The organism is Actinoplanes sp. URMC 104 (genome assembly GCF_051386375.1).
Lineage (GTDB): Bacteria > Actinomycetota > Actinomycetes > Mycobacteriales > Micromonosporaceae > Actinoplanes.
Map to the genome: position 1 here is coordinate 1,581,518 of NZ_JBPQTO010000002.1, position 19,912 is coordinate 1,601,429.

16 protein-coding genes are annotated in these 19,912 nt (G+C 73.3%); 6 read left to right on the forward strand and 10 right to left on the reverse strand.

Translation table 11 applies throughout. The features are described from left to right. Nucleotides 1–55: 55 nt before the first annotated feature. The 3 genes from nudC to ACSNN8_RS08340 are packed head-to-tail and all read right to left on the reverse strand — an operon-like array spanning nucleotide 56 to nucleotide 3,647. Nucleotides 56–1,027 (reverse strand): NAD(+) diphosphatase, encoded by a 972-nt coding sequence (gene nudC, locus ACSNN8_RS08330; protein WP_436648056.1) that lies wholly within the window; start codon nucleotides 1,025–1,027, stop codon nucleotides 56–58. Beyond that, nucleotides 1,024–2,343 carry a M16 family metallopeptidase gene (locus ACSNN8_RS08335; RefSeq protein ID WP_436648057.1) on the reverse strand — a complete coding sequence of 440 codons (1,320 nt, stop codon included), beginning with the start codon at nucleotides 2,341–2,343 and terminating at the stop codon, nucleotides 1,024–1,026. The genes nudC and ACSNN8_RS08335 overlap by 4 nt, the downstream gene beginning before the upstream one ends. Then, entirely contained in the window at nucleotides 2,340–3,647 is a 1,308-nt protein-coding gene (locus ACSNN8_RS08340; protein WP_436648058.1) for a M16 family metallopeptidase, read from the reverse strand. Before ACSNN8_RS08340 ends, ACSNN8_RS08335 begins: the two co-directional genes overlap by 4 nt. Nucleotides 3,648–3,814: 167 nt before the next feature. Between ACSNN8_RS08340 and ACSNN8_RS08345 the strand changes: the two genes are divergently transcribed. Genes ACSNN8_RS08345 through ACSNN8_RS08360 form a run of 4 tightly spaced genes read left to right on the forward strand, consistent with a single transcriptional unit; the run spans nucleotide 3,815 to nucleotide 6,945 of the window. Beyond that, nucleotides 3,815–4,225, forward strand: coding sequence for an RrF2 family transcriptional regulator (locus ACSNN8_RS08345; protein WP_436648059.1), 411 nt, complete (start codon nucleotides 3,815–3,817; stop codon nucleotides 4,223–4,225). After that, nucleotides 4,222–5,280 (forward strand): ABC transporter substrate-binding protein, encoded by a 1,059-nt coding sequence (locus ACSNN8_RS08350; protein ID WP_436648060.1) that lies wholly within the window; start codon nucleotides 4,222–4,224, stop codon nucleotides 5,278–5,280. The genes ACSNN8_RS08345 and ACSNN8_RS08350 overlap by 4 nt, the downstream gene beginning before the upstream one ends. A gap of 11 nt (nucleotides 5,281–5,291) precedes the next feature. Beyond that, nucleotides 5,292–6,023: an ABC transporter ATP-binding protein gene (locus tag ACSNN8_RS08355; RefSeq protein WP_436648061.1), complete on the forward strand. Its 732-nt coding sequence runs from the start codon at nucleotides 5,292–5,294 to the stop codon at nucleotides 6,021–6,023. Further along, nucleotides 6,013–6,945: an ABC transporter permease gene (locus ACSNN8_RS08360; protein WP_436648062.1), complete on the forward strand. Its 933-nt coding sequence runs from the start codon at nucleotides 6,013–6,015 to the stop codon at nucleotides 6,943–6,945. Before ACSNN8_RS08355 ends, ACSNN8_RS08360 begins: the two co-directional genes overlap by 11 nt. A 124-nt stretch (nucleotides 6,946–7,069) precedes the next feature. Here the strand turns inward: ACSNN8_RS08360 and ACSNN8_RS08365 are convergent, their stop codons facing one another. Further along, nucleotides 7,070–7,960: a hypothetical protein gene (locus tag ACSNN8_RS08365; RefSeq protein WP_436648063.1), complete on the reverse strand. Its 891-nt coding sequence runs from the start codon at nucleotides 7,958–7,960 to the stop codon at nucleotides 7,070–7,072. Nucleotides 7,961–7,995: 35 nt separating this feature from the next. Continuing rightward, nucleotides 7,996–8,193 carry a hypothetical protein gene (locus ACSNN8_RS08370; protein WP_436648064.1) on the reverse strand — a complete coding sequence of 66 codons (198 nt, stop codon included), beginning with the start codon at nucleotides 8,191–8,193 and terminating at the stop codon, nucleotides 7,996–7,998. A 119-nt stretch (nucleotides 8,194–8,312) separates the two neighbouring features. On the opposite strand from ACSNN8_RS08370, the gene ACSNN8_RS08375 reads away from it, so the two are divergent. After that, nucleotides 8,313–9,026, forward strand: a complete 714-nt coding sequence (locus tag ACSNN8_RS08375) for a lysophospholipid acyltransferase family protein (protein WP_436648065.1) — start codon at nucleotides 8,313–8,315, stop codon at nucleotides 9,024–9,026. 83 nt (nucleotides 9,027–9,109) lie between these two features. Here the strand turns inward: ACSNN8_RS08375 and cspE are convergent, their stop codons facing one another. Next, a complete protein-coding gene (cspE, locus tag ACSNN8_RS08380) occupies nucleotides 9,110–9,313 on the reverse strand; it encodes a transcription antiterminator/RNA stability regulator CspE (protein ID WP_015625344.1) in 204 nt (67 codons plus the stop codon). A 223-nt stretch (nucleotides 9,314–9,536) separates the two neighbouring features. Here cspE and ACSNN8_RS08385 point away from each other — a divergent pair, with 223 nt between their 5' ends. Next, a complete protein-coding gene (locus tag ACSNN8_RS08385; RefSeq protein WP_436648066.1) occupies nucleotides 9,537–9,953 on the forward strand; it encodes a pilus assembly protein CpaE in 417 nt (138 codons plus the stop codon). Here the strand turns inward: ACSNN8_RS08385 and ACSNN8_RS08390 are convergent, their stop codons facing one another. The 4 genes from ACSNN8_RS08390 to ACSNN8_RS08405 form a co-directional block, all read right to left on the reverse strand. Continuing rightward, nucleotides 9,954–13,427 carry a UvrD-helicase domain-containing protein gene (locus tag ACSNN8_RS08390; protein WP_436648067.1) on the reverse strand — a complete coding sequence of 1,158 codons (3,474 nt, stop codon included), beginning with the start codon at nucleotides 13,425–13,427 and terminating at the stop codon, nucleotides 9,954–9,956. Further along, nucleotides 13,424–18,049, reverse strand: coding sequence for a UvrD-helicase domain-containing protein (locus ACSNN8_RS08395; protein WP_436648068.1), 4,626 nt, complete (start codon nucleotides 18,047–18,049; stop codon nucleotides 13,424–13,426). Before ACSNN8_RS08395 ends, ACSNN8_RS08390 begins: the two co-directional genes overlap by 4 nt. A 29-nt stretch (nucleotides 18,050–18,078) precedes the next feature. After that, nucleotides 18,079–19,101, reverse strand: a complete 1,023-nt coding sequence (locus ACSNN8_RS08400; RefSeq protein WP_436648069.1) for a LacI family DNA-binding transcriptional regulator — start codon at nucleotides 19,099–19,101, stop codon at nucleotides 18,079–18,081. A 259-nt stretch (nucleotides 19,102–19,360) separates the two neighbouring features. After that, nucleotides 19,361–19,912: a TIGR00730 family Rossman fold protein gene (locus tag ACSNN8_RS08405; RefSeq protein WP_436648070.1), complete on the reverse strand. Its 552-nt coding sequence runs from the start codon at nucleotides 19,910–19,912 to the stop codon at nucleotides 19,361–19,363.

Genomic DNA, 19,912 nt, shown 5'->3' on the forward strand with positions numbered 1-19,912 from the left:
GTTTTTGGTTACTCCCGGAGCCGAAAAACTCTCTGATTAGATCAAGTTGATTCTCTTAGCGGGCGAAACCGCCCAACCAGCGCTCAATCAGATAGAAGGCGATCGAAGAGGGCATCGGCAGGCCCATCGACACGCCGCTGCCGGGGTCGTGGTAGTCGCCGGCGATCATCTTGGCGACGGCGTCGCGGGTGAACCAGTGCGCCTCGTCGATCTCGGCGGGGTCGAGCCGAAGCTCGTGCGCCGGGTCGGCGGTGGCGTGGAAGCCGAGCATGAGGGAGCCGGGGAACGGCCAGGACTGGCTGCCGGCGTAGCGCAGCGAGGTGAGCTCGAGCCCGACCTCCTCGCTGACCTCGCGGGCGACGCTGGCCTCGGCCGACTCGCCGGGCTCGACGTAGCCGGCGAGGCACGAGAACCGCAGCCCGCCGTCGGCGGCGCGGCCCCAGGCGGCGTTGTGCCCGAGCAAGCAGCGGCCCTCCGGCCCGGCGACGCCGTCGTCCACCAGCACGATCATGGCGGGGTCGGTGCGGGGCCACATCATGTTGCCGTCGGTGTCCCGTCGTGCCCAGCCGGCCTCCACGGCCGTGGTCGGCAGGCCCGTCCGCGGGGAGAACTTGTGGCTGCGGTGCCAGTTGCCCAGCGCGACCGCCGTGGTGAACACCCCGGCGTCCCGGTCGTCGAGCAGGTGGCCGATGTCGCGCAGGGTGGCCGCGCTCGCGCCGGCGGTCTCGGGCAGCGGCGCGTCGACGGTCCACAGCGGGGTGCCGTCGGGGTCGACGCCGAGGAACCAGCGCTCCGCGTCCGGCGCCTCGGCCGAGGGCACCAGCACCAGCCGGTCGTCGGCGATCAGGGTCCGGCCGCCGTTGTTCAGGTCGACGACGACGACCGAGCCGCGCTCCCACGCCGCGGCCAGCCACTCGTCGTCGGTGCGGTGCTCCGCGGCCCGGTCGAGTGTGCTGCGCGCCAGCGGCGGCGCGTCCACCAGCGCGCCGGGCTGTTCCCGAACGTCGGGCTCCTCAGGGGCGCTCACTCGGCGCTTCGTTCGACCGGGGCCAGCGCGGCCAGCGGCTCGTGGACCCGCTCGGCGTCGCCGAGCACGACCGTGACCGCCCGGGACGGCGCGAGGAACCGCGCGGCGACCTCGGCGACCTGCTCACGGGTGGCGGTGGACAGCGCGGCCGAGTACTGCCGCAGGTGGTCCAGCCGCAGCCCGAAGCTGGCGTACATGCTGGCCAGGCCCGCGAGGCCGGCCTGGGTGGACATGCCCAGCCGCAGCGTGCCCAGCGCGTAGCGGCGGGCCTGCTCGAGCTCCTCCTCGCCGGGCGGCAGGCTCGCGATGCGGCCGAGCTCGTAGAGGGTCTCGAGCAGCGACGGGCCGGTCACCTCGGTGGCGACCTCGGCCGAGACCTGCAGCGCGGAGCCGGCCAGGTAGTGCTCGATCGAGGTGTGCGGGCCGTACGTGTAGCCCTTGTCCTCGCGCATGTTCTCGACCCAGCGCGAGGAGAAGTAGCCGCCGAAGACCAGGTTCGCGAGCTGCAGGGCGGCGTAGTCGGGGTCGGTGCGCTCGAGCGCGGGCAGGGCCATGCGCAGCGACGACTGCACGGCGCCCGGCCGGTCGACCAGCAGCAGCGGGCCCGGCTCCAGCGGCGGGGTGGGCGGCACGTCGACGGCCTTGGCCGGGCCGGTCCAGCTGCCGAGCGCCTTCTCGGCGGCGTCGATCGCCTTCTCAGGGTTGAGGTCGCCGACCAGCACCAGCACGGCGCCCTCGGGACGGACCCGGTCGGCGTGCAGCGAGCGCAGCTGCGCCGGGCGGACCGCGCGCACCTGGTCGGGCTCGGGCGTCTGGATCGCGTACGGGTGCTTGCCGTACATCCGCTTGAGCAGCGCCGTGCGGGCCAGGTGCGCCGGCTGGGTCAGCGCCACCTGGATGTGGTCGACCAGGCGGTCGCGCTCGGTCGCCACCTCCTCGTTCGGGTACGCCGGGTCGGTGAGCACGGCGGCCAGGATCTCGAGCATCCGGTCGAGCCCGGAGGCGAGCGCGTTGCCGGTCACCAGCAGCCGGTCGGGGTCGAGCCCGGCCGACAGCCCGCCGCCGACCGCCTGCAGCTCGGCCGCGATGTCGACGCTGGACATCGTGCCGGTGCCGGTGAACAGCGCCTGGGAGAGCAGCGTGGCGCGGGGCAGCGGCGCCCGGCCGAAGGGAACCCGCAGCCGCAGCTCGACCAGCGGCACGGACGTGCGCCGGATGGCGATCACCGTCAGGCCGCCGGCCAGCGTGCGCTCGGCCTCCTTGGGCAGTTTGAGCTTCGCGTCCGGGATCAAGTCGGGAAGGGTCTTGCTTGTCATGCGGCAGCTCCGGGGACGACCTCGACGGTGGCGCGCCGCTCCGGGCGCAGGGTGGCGGCCGCGGCGACGATCTGCGCCTCGGTGACCTCGCCGACCAGCTTCGGCAGTTCGTTGAGCATCTCGGGACGGCCGCGCTGCAGCTCGAGCACGGCCATCGGCAGCGCCCGGCCGAGCACCGCGTCGGTGTCGCGCAGCAGGTGGGTGGCGATGCGGGCCTGGACGCGCTCGAGCTCGCCCGGCTGCAGGCCGCCGGTGGCGAGGCGGTCCATCTCCTCGTCGACCGTGCGCAGCACCTTCTCCGCGTCGCCGCCGGGCGGCATGTGCGCCTGCAGCAGGATCGCGGTGGGGTTGCGCACCTGGAACTCGTCGCCCATGAAGCCGATGTAGCCGCCGATGCTGGTCACCGTGCGGTCGCGCTGCACCAGCCGCTCGACCAGGCGGGACGCGTCGCCGTCGGTGAGCACCTCGGCGAGCACCACGAACGGCAGGTAGTTCTCGAAGTCGCCGATCGGGTCCGGCACGCGCCAGGCGCTGGCCACGCCGGGCAGCGGGGCGAGCCGGTCGGTGTAGGTGTCGCGCCGCTCGCCGTCGAGGTCGGGCTCGGCGAAGTCGGGCAGCGGCGGGGCCGGGCGGGCCGGCACGTCGCCGAAGTGGCGGTGGATCATCTCGGTCGCGCTCGCCACGTCGAAGTCGCCGGCCACGGCCAGCGTCGCGTTGCCGCAGGCGTAGTAGCGGTCGAAGAAGGCCTGCGCGTCCTCGACGGTGGCGCTGTCGAGGTCGCCGAACGAGCCGTAGCCGTCGTGGGCGTTGGGGAACGTCGAGAACATCACCGGAGGCAGCCGCAGCCACGGGAACCCGCCGTACGGCCGGTTCAGCACGTTGACCCGGATCTCCTCCTTGACCACGTCGATCTGGTTGAGCAGGTTCTCCTCGGTCAGCCGCGGGCCGCGCATGCGGTCGGCCTCGAGGAACAGCGCCCGCTCGAGCGCGCCGGAGGGCAGCACCTCGAAGTAGTCGGTGTAGTCGAGGTGCGTGGAGCCGTTGAAGGTGCCGCCGGCGCCCTGCACGTGCCGGAAGTGGGCCAGCTTTTCGAGGTTCTCCGAGCCCTGGAACATCAGGTGCTCGAAGAGGTGGGCGAAGCCGGTGCGCCCCTCGGGCTCCGAACGGATGCCCACGTCGTAGACGACGGCCACGCCCACGACCGGGGCGCTGCGATCGGGGGTGAGCACCACCCGCAGACCGTTGTCCAGGGTGAAACGCTCCACCGGGTACTTCGTCGCGGGGATCTTGATTCTGCGCGCCACGAAATGACAGTAGCGCCTCCGCCGACCTGCGTCGCGACCGCAGGTGACCACTTGACCACCGGCTGAGATTCCGGCATGCGAGCCGGACTTGACGCCAATCTCCACTTAGACCATCATTCCTATCCACCAGATAGGCAAACCCGGGTTTTGGGCGGGCAGGAGGACATGTGTACGTCTCGGCGCGCACCGACTACGCCGTACGAGCGATGCTCGCCGTCACGGCCGAGCACCCCCGCCTGGTGAAGGCGGCCACGCTCGCCGCCGCCCAGGACATCCCGCTCAGCTTTCTGCAGGGCATCCTGCTCGACCTGCGCCGCGCCGGCCTGCTGCACAGCCACCGGGGAGTGGACGGCGGCTACGCGCTGGCCCGTTCCGCCGAGGCCATCACCGTCGGCGACGTGGTGCGCGCCGTCGGAGGCGCGCTGACCACCGTGCGCGGCCTGCCCACCACCACCGCGACCTACCACGGCGCCGCCACCGGGCTGCGCGACGTCTGGGTCGCCGTCGAGGAGGCCATCGAGGGCGTCGTCGACCACAAGACCCTGGCCGAACTCTCCACGCTCAAGGAGTCCGCATGAGATCCCGCACCCTACGTGCGCTTGCCGTTGCCGCCACCGCTCTGCTGTCCACCTCGCTGCTGGCCGCCTGCGGCGGCGACGACGAGGCGTCCGGGGACTCGGGTGAGGCGCAGTCGCTGCGCCTCGGCTACTTCCCCAACATCACCCACACGCCGGCGCTGATCGGCGTCAACAAGGGCTTCTTCCAGACCGCGCTCGGCAGCACCAAGCTCGAGACCAAGACGTTCAACGCCGGTCCGGCGGCGATCGAGGCGCTGTTCTCGGGGGCGATCGACGCGACCTACATCGGCCCGAACCCCGCCATCAACGGCTGGGCGCAGTCCAAGGGCACCGGCCTCAAGATCATCGCGGGCAGCACCTCGGGCGGCGCCGGCCTGGTCGTCAAGGAGGGCATCAACACCCCGGCCGACCTCAAGGGCAAGAAGATCGCCACCCCGCAGCTGGGCAACACCCAGGACGTCGCGCTGCGCGCCTGGCTCAAGGAGAACGGCCTCAACGCCGACCAGCAGGGCGGCGGCGACGTCTCGGTGCTCCCGCAGGACAACGCCACCGCGCTGCAGGCCTTCGCGCAGGGCTCGATCGACGGCGCCTGGGTGCCCGAGCCCAACTTCAGCCGGCTGATCCTGGAGTCCAAGGGCAAGGTGCTGGTCAACGAGAAGGACCTGTGGCCCAGCGGGCTGTTCGTCACCACCCACCTGATCGTGACCCAGAAGTTCCTCTCCGAGCACCCCGCCACGGTCAAGAAGTTGCTGCAGGGCCATCTCGAGTCGCTCGACTACATCGAGAAGAACAACGCCGACGCGCAGAAGGCCGCCAACGCCCAGCTCGAGGCGCTCAGCGGCAAGCCGCTCAAGGACAACGTGCTGGCGGCGTCGTTCAAGAACCTGACCTTCACCGCCGACCCGGTCGCCTCGTCGCTGTTCACCAGCGCGAAGCACGCCGAGGAGGTGGGTCTGCTCAAGCCGGTCGACCTCAAGGGCATCTACGACCTCGGGCCGCTCAACGAGCTGCTCAAGGCCGCGGGCAAGCCCGAGGTCAGCGACTCCGCCGCCTGAGAGGCCCCGGCATGAGCATCGTGCAACTGGAGAACGTCTCCAAGAGCTACGGCGACCTGCTGGCCCTCGACCGGGTCTCGCTCACGGTCGAGCCCGGCGAGTTCGTCTGCCTGCTGGGCGCCTCGGGCTGCGGCAAGAGCACGCTGCTCTCGCTGGTGGCCGGGCTGGACGGAATCAGCGGCGGCACCCTGGACATCGGCGGCCGCAAGGTGTCGCTGATGTTCCAGGAGGCCGCGCTGTTCCCGTGGCTGTCGGTCCGTGGCAACGTCGAGCTGCCGCTCAAGCTGCAGGGGATGGACCGGGCCGAGCGGCGCCGCCGGGCCGAGGAGCTGCTGGGCGTCGTACGGCTCAGCGGCTTCGCCGACAAGCGGCCGCACGAGCTCTCCGGCGGCATGCGCCAGCGCGTGGCCCTGGCCCGCGCGCTGGCCCAGAACGCCGACATCCTGCTGATGGACGAGCCGTTCGGCGCGCTCGACGCGATGACCCGCGACATCCTGCACGACGAGCTGGAGCGGATCTGGCGGGAGCAGCAGCTCACCGTCCTGTTCGTCACGCACAACGTGCGCGAGGCGGTGCGGCTGGGCGACCGGGTGATCCTGCTCAGCAGCCGCCCGGGCCGGGTGATCGAGGACTACGCGATCAGCCACGAGCGCCCGCGGCGCATCGACTCCCCCGAGGTGGCCGGCCAGGCCTCCGAGATCACCGACCGGCTCCGTGCGGAGGTCGCCCGCCATGCCCATTAAGTACCCGTCCGCGCGTGCCGGCCTCGAGGGCGCGAGCGGCGACAGCACAGCACCGGTCGTGGATCGGCCCGGCGTCGATCCGGAGGCCGCCGAGGTGGCCGGCCTCGACGCGCTCGAGCTGGAGCCGAAGCGGCAGAAGGGCACGCTCGGCCGGCGCATCTGGAAGAGCACCTGGCCCAAGGTGCTGGCGATCGCGATCGTGCTGCTGGTCTGGCAGATCGCGGTCTGGTCGGAGTGGAAGCCGATCTACGTGCTCCCGTCGCCGTCCACGGTCTTCACCGACCTCGGCAACGTGATCACCACGGGCGACTTCTGGGACGGCGTACGGGTGACGATGACTCGCGCGTTCACCGGCTTCCTGCTGGCCGTGGTGATCGGCACCGTGATCGGCGCGCTGGTGTCGCAGTTCGCGCCGCTGCGGGCCGCGATCGGCTCGCTGATCACCGGCCTGCAGACGATGCCGTCGATCATGTGGTTCCCGCTGGCGATCCTGCTGTTCCAGCTCAGCGAGAGCGCGATCCTGTTCGTGGTCGTGCTGGGCGCGGCGCCGTCGGTGGCCAACGGGCTGATCAGCGGCATCGACTACGTGCCGCGGACGTGGCTGCGGGTCGGCCAGGTGCTGGGCATGCGGGGCTTCGCCAAGTACCGGCACCTGATCCTGCCCGCGTCGCTGCCCTCGTTCATCTCGGGGCTCAAGCAGGGCTGGGCGTTCTCGTGGCGCAGCCTGATGGCCGGCGAGCTGCTGGTCATCGTGCCGGGTGCGCTGTCGATCGGCGTACGGATGCAGCAGGCCCGCGACCTGAGCGACTCGAGCCTGGTGATCTGCTACATCATCGTCGTGCTCGTGATCGGCATCCTGATCGACGTGCTGTTCAACGCCGCCGACAACGCCCTGCGCCGCCGCTGGGGCCTGCTGAGCTAGCCGGCTCTGCTTCGCTCCGCGGGCAAGCGCCTTGTAACCGGTGAGATGGCAGGCGGTTTTCCGCCGTCTGCAAACCCCGCAGACGTCGAAAAACCGACTGCCATCTCACCGGCGGCGCTTGCGTTCATATGGCCCTTACTGACTTGAGGACGTCGTCCACGGCGTAGTCCCACTGCTTGTGGGTGCCGGGGATCGAGATGTAGAGGACGGCCGCGGTCGTCTTGCCCACGTCGATGACCGCCACCGCGGAGAGCTCCTCGGTGGCGGTCAGCCCGGGCGACGAGAAGTGCAGCCGGAACTCGCTCACCCAGGCGGGCCGGCCGCCCAGCGTGGTGAGCTCGTCGCGGATCGGGTCCATCGTATTGGGCTGCGGGTAGTACTCGGCGCGCACGTCGGCCGCGACCTGGCGTCCCACGCACTCGAGGTCGAGCGTCACCGCGTCGTTGTCCGCCGCCGGCACCGCGGCCGACAGGATCGAGGCGTGGTACTGGCCGCCGCTGTACTGCTCGGTGACGAAGTGCTGACCCACCTTGTACGGGACCTCGAGCGTGCCCGCCCGCCACACGTCGGTCCACGGCACCCAGGGCGCCCCGTAGGCCTTGTACGAGATGCCGGCCTCGGCGTCGGTGGTGCGCGCGCCCGACTCGGGCGGCGGCGCGCTCGGCTTCTGCGTGGGCGCGGCGCTCGGCGAGCCGGTGGGCGCGGGACAGGCCTGGGCCAGCGGGGGACGTACGTCGGTCGGCGCGGAGGCCTCGGAGCGGAACGGGTCGCCGCCCGAGGAGAAGACCAGGATCAGCACGACGGTCAGGCCGATCGCGAGGACCGCGCCCGCGATGCCGCCGAAGATCAGCATCTGCCGCCGGCGCCGGCGGGGCCCGTCGGGCTGCGGCGGCTCGGCGGCGGGCGGGGGCGGCGGCTGGGTCGGTGGAGCGCCCGGAGCGGTCGTGACCAGGCCGGAGCCGAACCGGTCGGCCGGCTGCCGCCAGGCCGTGGCTCCCGCAGTCTGCTCGGACATGAATCCCAGTGTCCACCACGATCGCGGGAAGCGGGTTACGGCGTCGGCGTGCCGCTCTCGCCGGCGGCGCCGAGCAGCGCGACCACCTGCTGCCACACCGACGGGCTGACACCGGGAGCACTGGGCACGGACGGATACCAGGGCGCGAACGCCACCACGAGCACCAGCGCGACACCGGTGACGGCGAGGGCGATCACGAATCCGACCTCCCGGCGGGCGGATGGTCCGCGCATGCCGGTACCTCCAAGATCACGTCCGACGAAATGAGCCGATCATGCTTAAGACGCTCGATCGGCCCCGGACGTTGCACGCGTCCCAGGAGAACTTCAGCTGATTCGGTTACCGTCTTGCCATGGAACTCGTGTATCCGCCGGTCATCGGTCTCGCCAAGACGATGTTCCGGGTCCTCGACCTCAAGATCGAGATTGACGGCGCGGAGCACATCCCGCACGAGGGCGGAGCGGTGCTCGCCAGCAACCACGTCAGCTACCTCGACTTCATCTTCTGCGGCCTGGGCGCCCAGCCCGCCAAGCGGCTGGTCCGTTTCATGGCGAAGAAGGCAGTGTTCGACCACCGGGTCAGCGGTCCGCTGATGCGCGGCATGCGGCACATCCCGGTCGACCGCGACGCCGGGGCGGCCTCGTTCCGCCAGGCGACCGAGGCACTGCGCCGCGGCGAGGTGGTCGGCGTCTTCCCCGAGGCGACCATCAGCGAGTCGTTCACGGTGAAAGAGCTCAAGTCCGGTGCCGTACGGCTGGCGCGCACGGCCAAGGTGCCGCTGATCCCGATGGCGGTGTGGGGTCCGCACCGGCTCTGGACCAAGGGCCACAAGAAAGATCTGACCAAGCGGCACGTGCCGGTGCTCATCAAGATCGGTCAGGCGCTCGAGATGCCGAAGGGCACGTCGCCCGACGCGCTCACCGCGGCCCTCAAGGAACGCCTCAGCGGCCTGCTCGACGCGGCCCAGCGGGCCTACCCCGACAAGCCCACGGGTCCGGACGACCGCTGGTGGCTACCGGCCCACCTGGGCGGCACAGCGCCGCTGCCGCAGGCGGCAGCGGTCTGACAGTTCCGCGAACGGAACGCCCCGCAAAGGGCAGGAGGCGCCGCACCCCGGCCAGGGTGCGGCGCCTCCTTAACTCACTCTTTTCAGAGCGGGCGGATGTTCGCGGCCTGCGGGCCCTTCTGGCCCTGGGTGACCTCGAACTCCACACGCTGGTTCTCGTCCAGGCTGCGGTAGCCGGAGGTCTGGATCGCGGAGAAGTGGGCGAAGACGTCGGCGCCGCCGTCGTCCGGGGTGATGAATCCGAAGCCCTTGTCCGCGTTAAACCACTTCACTACGCCGGTAACCATGATCGTCTCCTCGACGGTCGATCGCTCCCGCCCATTATGGACGGAAACGAGGTAATAAGACCCACACTTCGTGGGACTCGTGTCGCCGTACTGATCGCCCGTACCGGAGAAACCCGGGTTACGACAAAGAGCGCCTGGGGCAGACTTCCCCACAGGCGCTCCTGAGTACTTGGGAACCAAACTGACAACGCGGAGAGCCTAACACGTCGGAAGGAGATCGCCGGTGATCGGCGTACATCTGGCACAACAACTGCGGGAAGCCGGGTTGACCTGGAAGCCCGCGCTCGGGGACCGGTTCGCCATCCCCGACCGCGATCTCGACGACGAGGTCTTCGTGCTCAGCAACATGACGATCGAGGTGCATACGATGCCGGAGGGCCGGGTCATCGGCTTCAACGGCACCACCGAGTGGGCGCTGGACGACGTGGAGCTCGACGAGACGGTCTGGCTGCCCCGCGAGGACCAGCTGCGCGAGCTGCTCGGCGGCACGTTCCGCTCGCTGCGGCGCGGCCCGGCCGGCTACGAGGTGCTCGTCGACCTGCTGGGCGAGGAGCGTTCGTTCGGAGAGGAGACCGTCGAGGGCGCGTACGCCGCGGCGCTGCTGCACCTGCTCGCCGCCGCGGGAGCGGGCCCGGAATGATCACCCGACCGGGTGACCGGCCGCCGCCTCGGGGATGCGCTCCACGAGCGCGGCCAGCTCGGCGGCGTCCAGCAGGTCGACCGGGCGCACGGTGACCTGCTCGCGCACGTAGTGGAAGCCGGCGCGCACCCGGTTGACCGGCACTCCGGCGAGCGAGGCCCAGGCGATCCGGTACGCCGCCAGCTGCACCGCCGCCGCGTCGGCGTCCGCGCCCTCGGGCCGCCGGCCGGTCTTCCAGTCGATCACGTCGAACCGGTTGGCCGTGTCGGCGAAGACCGCGTCCATCCGGCCGCGCACCACCACCCCGGCGATCGTGGTCGCGAACGGCACCTCGACCTCGATCGGGGTGCGGTCGGCCCACTCGCCGGCCAGGAACGCCTCCTGCAGCGCGGTCAGCTCCTCGTCGGCCGCCGCGTCCTCGTCCGCGGCGCCCGGCAGCTCGTCGATGTCGATCAGCCGGACCGCGCCGAAGCGCTGCTCGAGCCAGGCGTGGAACGCCGTGCCCCGGCGCGCGTGCGGCATCGGCCGCTGCGGCAGCGGGCGGCGCAGCGAGCGGGCCAGGGCCTGTGGGTCGCGGCGCAGCACCACGAGCTGCGACACCGACAGGTGGGCAGGCAGCGCCACCTCGATCGGCCCGTCGCGGCGGGCCCGCTCCTCCCGCTCGGCGAGCAGCATCTCGGCCTCGCGGCGCCAGCGCTCGATGTCGGGGTCCGCTGCTGCCGACCGGGTGTCGTCGCTCGGGAGGCCGGGCGGCACGGTCCCCCGGCCGGGGACGTCGGCGGGCTGTGGCTCGTCGCGCGGGATGCCGGCCAGCTCGGCGGCCAGGCCGGCGCGGGCGGCCACCTCCGGATCCGACTCGGCGAGGTCGGCGAACGCCGCGGCCGCCTCCGGATCGGGAGCGGCGATCAGACGGCGGATCAGGTCGGCGGCGGCGGCCATGGCGGGGCGGCGCAGGCCCAGCGGGTCGAACGGCCACTGCGCGGACACGACGGCCTCGGCCGCCGGGTTGCTCTCGCCGGGCGCCGGATCGGGCGCCCACCGGTCCACCACGCCCGCGCCGGCGTCGCACGCGGCACGGATCTCGTCGAGGAAGACCGACGCGCCGCGCGGCTTCTTCACGCCGTCGCCCCACCAGTAGCCGGAGGCGAGCAACAGCCGGCGCGGGCGGGTCACGGCCACGTACGCCAGCCGGCGCTCCTCCCGCTCGTCGTGCTCGCGCCAGGCGGCGGTGAACGCCGAGAACGCGTTGAGCACGCCCTTCTGGTCGGTCGCCTGCGACAGGTCGAGCCGCGGCAGCCCGTCGGAGTCGCCGCGCAGCGGGAACGGCAGCACGCCGATGCCCATCAGGTAGTGGTCGGTGTTGCGCGACTGACCCGGCCACACCTGCTTGCTCAGCCCGGCCACCGACACCACGTCCCACTCCAGGCCCTTGGCGGCGTGCGCGGTGAGGATCTGCACAGCGCCCTCCACCACGTCGACCTGGCCGGGCTCGAGGCCGCGCTCCTCCTCCTCGGCGGCGGTGAGGAACGCGAGGAAGCCGGCGAGCGTGCCGCCGTCGGTCTCGGCGGCGTAGCGGGCGGCGGTGTCGGCGAGCGCGTCCAGATGGCCGCGCGCCAGCCCCGCGTCGCCGGCGGCCCAGCCGCGCACGGCCACCTCGACGTCCAGGCCGATCGTGCGCTCGATGTCGGCCACGAGGTCGGGCAGCGGCTGGTCGAGGCGCTGCCGCAGGGCGCTCAGTTCCCGGCTGTACGCGTGCAGGCGCGCATAGCCCTCGGCGGAGTACTGCTGCGGGGCGCCCAGGTCGGCCATCGCCTCGACCAGCGTGGCGTCGTCGAGCCGGTCGCCGACCACGTCGTCGGGCTCGACCCGCGCCACCACGGCGGCCCGCGCGGCGGCGATGCCCCGGGCCCGGCGGTGCAGTGCCACGAGGTCGCGCGGGCCGATCCGCCAGCGGGCGCCGGTGAGCAGGCGCAGCAGCGACGCGCCGTCGGTCGGGTCGGCCAGCACCCGCAGCGTGCACACCACGTCGCGTACCTCGGGGGTGTCCAGCAGACCACCCAGCCCCACCACCTCGACCGGCAGGCCGCGCTGCCGCAGGGCGTCCTCGATCGCCGGGATCTGGCTGCGCACCCGCACGAGCACCGCGCTGGTCGGGCGTTTCTCGACCGGGATCTCCTCGGGCATGGCCCGCGGCATGTCCGCGGTGATGCGCCACGCCGTGAGCATCGAGTCGGCGATCCAGGCGGCCTCGTCGGCGAAGGTGGGCAGCAGCGCGCAGGCGACCGTGCGGCCGCCGACCGCCCCGGACACCCGCTCGGCGGCCCGCAGCTCGGTCACCCGGGCGCCGAACGCGCGCAGCGGGGCCGAGATCGTGTTGGCCACGCGCAGGATCTCGGGGCGGTTGCGCCAGCTGCGGGTCAGGCTGCGCACCCGGGCCGGCTCGCCGCCCGGCAGCGTGAACTCGCCGGGGAACCGGTCGAGCGTGCCGGCCGACGCGCCGCGCCAGCCGTAGATCGACTGGCAGGGGTCGCCGACCGCGGTCACCGGGTGGCCGCCGCCGAACAGGTTGTTGAGCATGGTGACCTGGGCGTGGCTGGTGTCCTGGTACTCGTCCAGCAGCACGATCCGGAACCGGCCGCGTTCGATCTCGCCGACCTCGGGGTGGTCGCGGGCCACCAGCGCGGCGCGGGCCATCTGGTCGCCGAAGTCCATCGCCTCCAGGTCGAGCTTGCGCTGCTCGTAGAGGCGGACGAGGGGCAGCAGCGTCAGCCGCTGGCGCTGGCGGGCCAGGGCGTCGTTCACGTCCTTGTAGACCTTGCCGGGCAGCTCCTGCACCTCGGCGAAGAAGCGTCCGGTCCAGGCGGACAGCTCGTCGGGGGTGACCAGGTGCTCGGCCAGCTCGCCGGCGAGCGCGAGCACGTCGTCGGTGACGGTGCCGGGCGCGCGGTTCACGCCGGTCATCTCGCCGGTGTACGAGCGGACCAGCGAGTCGACGATCTGCCAGCGCGCCGCCTCGGTGAGCAGCCGGGCCGACGGTTCGAAGCCGGCGCGCAGGCCGTGCTCGGTGACGACCCGGGCGGCGTACGAGTGGTAGGTCGAGATGGTGGCCTCGCCGGCGAACGCGTCGTCGCGGCCGAGCCGGCGCACGAGCTGGCCGAGCCGGGTGCGGACGCGGTGGGCCAGCTCGCCGGCGGCCTTGCGGGTGAAGGTGAGGCCGAGGATCTGGTCGGGGTGGGCGTAGTTGTTGGCGACCAGCCAGACCACCCGCGACGCCATCGTCTCGGTCTTGCCCGAACCGGCGCCCGCCACGACCAGCAGCGGCTCGACGGGCGCGGAGATGATCTCGGACTGCTCACGGGTCGGGCGCGGCAGGCGCAGCAGCCGGGCCAGCTCCTCCGGGGTGTAGCGGGGCCCGGAGTCGGCCGCGTGGCGGGGCGTCGCCGGCTCGTCGGCGAAGAGGCTCGGTTGGGTCACTGGCCCTGCTCTACGACTTGGCGTCCCTTGCCCGAGACCGGGCAGCTGGTGCGTACCGGGCACACCCGGCAACGGCTGTTGGCGACGGCGGAGAAGGTGGCGGCGGCCATCGTGTCGGCGGTGCGGCGGACCATCTCGTACGCCCATTGCGGGTCCACGGCGTCGGCGAGCGGAAGCTGCATCTGCTCGCGCGCGTCCTTGCCCGGCCCGAGCTGCACCAGCGCCGCGCCCCCGCTCTCGGCGCCGTAGTCGGCGAAGGCGCCCGCCTGGACGGCCGTCTGATAGCCGGCGAGCTGGGCGTGCTCGGCGACCTCAGCGGCCGCGACCGCCGTGCTCTTGCCGGTCTTGAGGTCGATGACGACCAGGCGCCCCTCGTCGTCGACCTCGAGCCGGTCGACCCGCCCGGTCAGCTGGATCGGCCGTTTCTCGTCCTCGAGCCGCACGGTGAACTCGTGCTCGATGGCCAGCAGCCGCCGCGGGTTGCCCGCCAGCCAGCGCAGCAGCTTGTCCACCATGGCCTGGGCGCGGTCCTGCTCGGGGCCCGCCAGCCACCGGGCGGCCAGCTCGATCGCGTCGAACCGCGCGCTGACGTACTCGACCAGCTTCTCCCGGTCGGCGTTCGCGTCCTCCGCCAGCATCGCTGCCGCGTGCACCAGGTTGCCCACGCCCTGGGCCGGCCCCGGCGCCGACGCCCCGCCGTGCCTCTCCAGCAGCCAGCGCAGGCTGCAGCGCAGCGCGCTCTCCATCGACGAGGGCGTCACCTTGACCGGCTGTCCCTCGTCCACGAGCGGCCGGTCGTCGGAGAGCGGGCGCAGACCCCACCACTCGTCCGGGTGCGCCCCCGGCACACCGGCCGCCGCCAGCCGCGCCAGCTCCGCCGCCGCCGCCCGCCGCCGCTCGGGCGTCTGGTCGGCGCCGACCACGACCGTACGCAGCTCCGCCACCAGCGCCGCCAACGTCAACGCCCGCGGCGGCCGGCCCACCACGAGCTCCTCGGGGGGCGCGCTCTCACCCGGCTCGTCGTCGGGCGGCTCCTCCGCCGGCCACTCCCCCGCAGCCTCGAACAGGTCGACCGGCCTGTCGGCCCGCTTCACGTCTCCGCCGTCGCCCCCGCCCCGGTCGGCGTTGGCCGGCCCGTCCACTGTGGCGCCGCTGTCGGCGTCAGCTGCCCGGTCGGCGTCAGCGCCGCTGTCAGCTGCCCGCTTGGCATCAGCTGTCCGGCGCGCATCAGCGCGGTCGTCGGCGTTAGCTACCCCGTTGGCATCAGCTGTCCCCTGAGCGTTGGCACCCCTGTCGGCGTCAGCTGCCCCGCGCGCGTCGGCGCTTCGGTCCGAGTCAACTGCCCCGTCCGCGTCAGCGCTTCGGTCCGCGTCAGCTGCCCCGTCCGCGTCAGCGCTTCGGTTCGCGTCGGCTGCCCCGTCCGCGTCGGCTGCGCCGCTGGCGTCGGCGCCCCCGTGCTCGCCGGCCGCCCCGCCAACGTCGACGCCCCCGTCGGCGTCAGCCGTCCCGCCGCCGGCGGCACCGCCCTCGACGTCGGCAGCCCCGCCCCCGTCGGCGGGCCGGTCGGGGTCGGTGTCCCAGAGGTTGGGACCGTCCGGTGGCGGGGTGGGGTCGGCGGGCGGCAGCGGGCCGGCGGAGGGGGGCGTGCCGGGGTCGTCGGGGATGCCGAGTTCGGTGAGGAAGCGGCTGGGCTGCTCCTCGCCCTCGGAGCCGCCGACGCCCGCGGAGGCGATCGCGGTGACGATGAGCTTGTGGCGGGCCCGGGTGGCCGCCACGTAGAACAGCCGCCGCTCCTCGTCGAGCAGCGCGGACGTCTCGCCCACGACGGCGGCCTGGCCCGAGGCGGCGCGGCCCGCGAGCACGTCGACCAGGCGTTCCGAGCCGAGCAGGCTGCCGCGCAGCCGGAGGTCGGGCCAGATGCCCTCCTGCACGCCGGCGAGCACGACGACGTCCCACTCCAGGCCCTTCGCCGCGTGGGCGGTCAGCAGCCGGACCGCCTCCCCGCGGTCGGCGCTGGGCGCGATCGAGTCGGCGGGCAGGTCCTGGCCCAGTACGTGGTCGAGGAAGACCTCGGTGCGCGCGCCGGGCAGCCGGTCGACGAAGCGCGCGGCCGCGTCGAACAGCACGACCATCGAGTCGAGATCGCGGTCGGCGGCCTCGGCCCGCCACTGCCGCGCGCGGCTGACGTCCAGGTTGTCGGCGGCGGGGCCCGAGCGGGTGCTCATCGCGTACCACCGGTCGGCGAGACCGCTGGCCCGCCACACCGTCCACAGCACCTGCTCCGCCGTGGCGCCCGGGGCGGCGGCCGCCTCGCGCGCGGTGGCCAGCAGCCGGGCGACCTGCTGCGCCGGGGCCGCCCAGCGCCGTTCCACCATGTCGAGCCCGGACGGGTCCCGGACGGCGTCGACCAGCAGTTCCCCGGAGGGCCGCCGGTCACCGGCCGCGAGCGCCAGCGCGCGCAGCCCCTGCCGCAGCCGCCGCTCGGCAAGCGGGTCGGCCCCACCCAGCGACGAGTGCAGCAACGCGACCGCGGTCTCCTCGTTGAGCGCCTCCGGGTCGAGCGCACACCGCAACAGCAGCAGGAACGGCGCCACGGCCGGCTGCAGGTGCAACGGCAGGTCCTCGGCGTGCGTCACCGTCGGCACGCCCGCCGCCGTCAGCGCCCGCTGCAGCGACGGAAGCTGCAACGACGTGCTGCGCAGGAGCACCGCCATCCGCGACCAGGGCACCCCGTGCAGCAGGTGGGCCTCGCGCAGGGCGTGCGCCACGTAGGCAGCCTCGGCCGTCGCCGCCTTGAAGACCCGGACGACCGCCTCGGCCGGCGGCCGGGCACCGCCCGCCGCCGGCGCCCCCGGCGACGGCGGACTGCCCGGCGGCGGGGTGCCCGGCGAGGGCGAGGTGCCCGGCGAGGGCGAGGTACCCGGCGGCGGGGTGCCCGGCGAGGGCGAGGTGCCCGGCGGAGTCCGCGGCGAGGGCGGGGTGCCCGGCTGCGCACCGGCCGACACAGCGCGGTGGGCGGCGGAGGCGTGGGCGGCCGGGATGGAGGGCGAGGCGCCGGTGGGCGCGGCAGAAGTCGCACCGAGTCCGCCGGCGCGCGGCGGGGTGGGCGCTTCGGGGGACGCGCTCTGCGGGGAGGAAGGCGTCGCGGAAGGCTGGTCAGAGGCCCCGGAGGGCGAACCCTCCGTGCCCGCCGACGAGCCGGGCGCCCCAGAAGGCGTGCCGTGCGAGGAGGAAGGCGTCACGGGAGACGAGTCGGAGGCCTCGAAAGGAGAGGCCTGCATGCCCGGCGACGAGCCGGGCGCCCCAGAAGGCGTGCCCTGCGAGGAGGAAGACGTCACGGGAGACGAGTCGGAGGCCTCGAAAGGAGAGGCCTGCATGCCCGGCGACGAGCCTGGCGCTCGGGGCGCCAAGCCATGCGCGGCGGAGGACGAGCCGGGCGCCGCGGAAGGCGAGGACTCCGCGGAGGACGAAGGCTCCGCGGGGGGCGGTGGGGGCTCGGGCCCGATGAAGGGGGCCGGCGGGTGCATGGGGCGGTGCGTGATGGGGCCGCGCATGCGGCGGGCGACCCGCGAAGTGGCGGAGAGCAGCGGCGACTCGGCGCGGTAGTTGGTGTGCAGGGTCAGGGTCTCGGCGAGGGCGCCGGAGGCGGTGCGGAACTTCGCGGGGAAGGTGGTCATGGCGGTGGGGTCGGCGCCGCGGAAGCCGTAGATTGAGGAGTCGGGGTCGCCGAACGCGACCAGCGGCCGGCCGCCGCCGGCGACCAGCGACAGCAGCTCGATCTGGGCGGGGTCGGTGTCGGCCAGCTCGTCGACGTAGACGTATTGCAGGCGGCGGCGCTCGTCGGCGAGCAGGTCGGGGTTGTCGGCGAGCAGGCCCGAGGCGGCGCGCACCAGCTCGGCCGGGTCGTAGGCGGACGAACCGCGGGTGGTCACGTCGCGCAGGGCGAGCACGGCGACGTATTCGCGCAGGAAGCGGGCGGCGGCCGGCCAGTCGTCGCGGCCCAGGCGCTCGCCCAGCCGGGCCAGCTCGACCGGGCCCACCCCGCGCTCGGCCGCGCGCTGCATCAGGTCGCGCAGCTGCTGGGCGAAGGCGCGCGTGGGCAGGGCGGGGCGCAGCGACGCTGGCCAGCCGATAGGGTCGGGCTCGTCGGCGCCGGCCGAACCGGAGACCTCGAGCAGCTCACGGATGATCAGGTCTTGCTCGGGGCCGGTGAGCAGCCGGGGCGACGGCTCGCCGCGCTCGGCGGCGGCACGGCGGAGCAGGCCGAAGGCGTACGCATGGAAGGTGCGCACCAGCGGCTCGTGCACGATGCGCCCGGGGTCGCCGGCCGTGCGCGCCTCGATGCGGTCGCGCAGCGCCGCGGCGCCGCGCCGGCCGAACGTGAGCACCAGGATGCGCTCGGGGTCGACGCCCTCGGCGATGCGCGCGGCCACCGACTCGACCAGCGTGGTGGTCTTGCCCGTGCCGGGGCCGCCCACCACGAGCAGCGGCCCGTCGACGTGCGAGGTGACGTAGCGCTGGAGGGGGTCGTCGAGCAGCGCGGGCCGGGCGGTCGGTGGACGCCGGACCAGACGGTACGCCGGGCGGCGCACCGCGGCGGGAGAGGAGGCCGGCGTGGTCACGGCAACAAGGAAACCACGGGGGTACGACGTTATCGAACAGGCGGTTTGCCGACCGACGCGCGTCGGCGCACCGGCATGGGCACGCGCAGCACCGCGGGGTCGGACGGCGGGCCGAGCAGCTTCCCGACCGCCTGCCAGCCGAGCTGGTAGTGCGGCAGCGCGATGCTGGTGAGCTGCGGCCGCAGCCACGCCGCGAGGTCGGAGTCGTCGAACGAGACGACCGACACGTCGTCCGGAATGACCCGGTCCGCCGCGCGCAGGGCCTGGTAGGCGCCGAGCGCTATGCGGTCGTTGAGGCAGATCAGCGCCTGCGGGGCAAGCCCCTCGGCCAGGGCGCGGCTCACCGCCTCGTACGCCGAGTCGGGCCACCAGTCGCACTCGATCGTGCCGGCCAGCCGGGTGCCCGCGGCGGCGAGCCCCTCGCGGATGCCGGCCAGCCGCTCGCGCCCCGCGAACACCTGCTCGTCCGGCCTGCCGACCAGGTGGATGCCGGCGCGGTGGCCCGACTCGGTCAGCGTGGCCGCGGCGCTCCACCCCGCCGCCAGCTCGTCGGGGACGATCTGGTGCTGCGCCGGCTTGGCGGTGCGGCTCAGGCAGTTGAGCAGCACCACCGGATGCCCCCGCAGCTGCTTGGGCACCCGCACGTAGCGGGTGAACATGCTGGCGTAGACGAACGCGTCGACCTGCCGGTCGAGGAAGTCGGAGATCAGCTTGTCCTCGACGACCGGGTCGCCCTCGGTCTCGCCGATGAACAGCAGGTGCCCGTGCGCGACGGCCGCGGCCAGGCTGCCGTGGATGGCCTTTCCCGCGTACGGGTCGGAGGCGAGCGTGTCCGAGATCAGCGCGATCGTGCGCGTGACCTTGGTACGCAGGCTCCGCGCCATGAGGTTGGGCCGGTAGTCCAGCTCCTGGGCCGCCCGGAGCACCCGTTGCCGGGCGTCTTCGGAGATCCTCATGTCCACGTGGCGTCCTGCCAGGACGAAGGAGGCCGTGCTGCGGGACACGCCGGCCCGCTGTGCGACCTGAAGGAGTGTCGCCCGTTGCGGGGGCATGTCTCGCAGTGTTCCACGGACCCCCGATCGAGCACCATGCGCATAGTTCGCAGTTGCTCAATTGACGCACGGCGATCCACGAGCGCAATGTCGGCTGGATCGCGTGCCCCGGCGGGCGCGACGCCGCCGGACGGCCGGCCGGAGCGCACCGGCGTGTCTCGGTGAGAGCGCGCCCGGCGCGCCCCCGTGCGACCCGGCGGGCCCGTCGGGGCCCCTGGTCACGCCGGGTGGGTGTGGTGACACCCACCCGGCGTGACATTCAGCGCGCGGCGACCCGTTCCTCGATGGCGTCCAGCGCCGATCCGATCGACTTGGCCACGATCACCCGTTCGAGGGCGGCCGTACGCACGAAGGCCGTGTCGGCGAGCTGGTCGAGCCAGGCGAGCAGCCCGTCGTAGAAGCCGTCGGGGTCCAGCAGCACGATCGGCTTGTCGTGCAGGTTGAGGGTGGCGGTGGTCCACACCTCGAACAGCTCGTCGAGGGTGCCGAGCCCGCCGGGCAGCGTGATGAACGCGTCGGAGCGCTCGATCATGATGTTCTTGCGGGCGCCCATGTCGCCGGTGACGATCAGCTCGTCGGAGGCGAGGTCGGCCACCTCGAGGTCGACCAGCGTCTGCGGGATCACGCCGAGGGTGTGCCCGCCGCCGGAGCGGCAGCCGTCGGCCACCGCGCCCATCATGCCGACGCAGCCGCCGCCCGAGACCAGGCTGTGCCCGCGGGCGGCGAGCTCCGCGCCGGTGCGGGCGGCCAGGTCGAGCCACTTCTGTTCGAGGGTGCTGGAGCTGGCGCAGAACACGCAGATGGCGGCCAC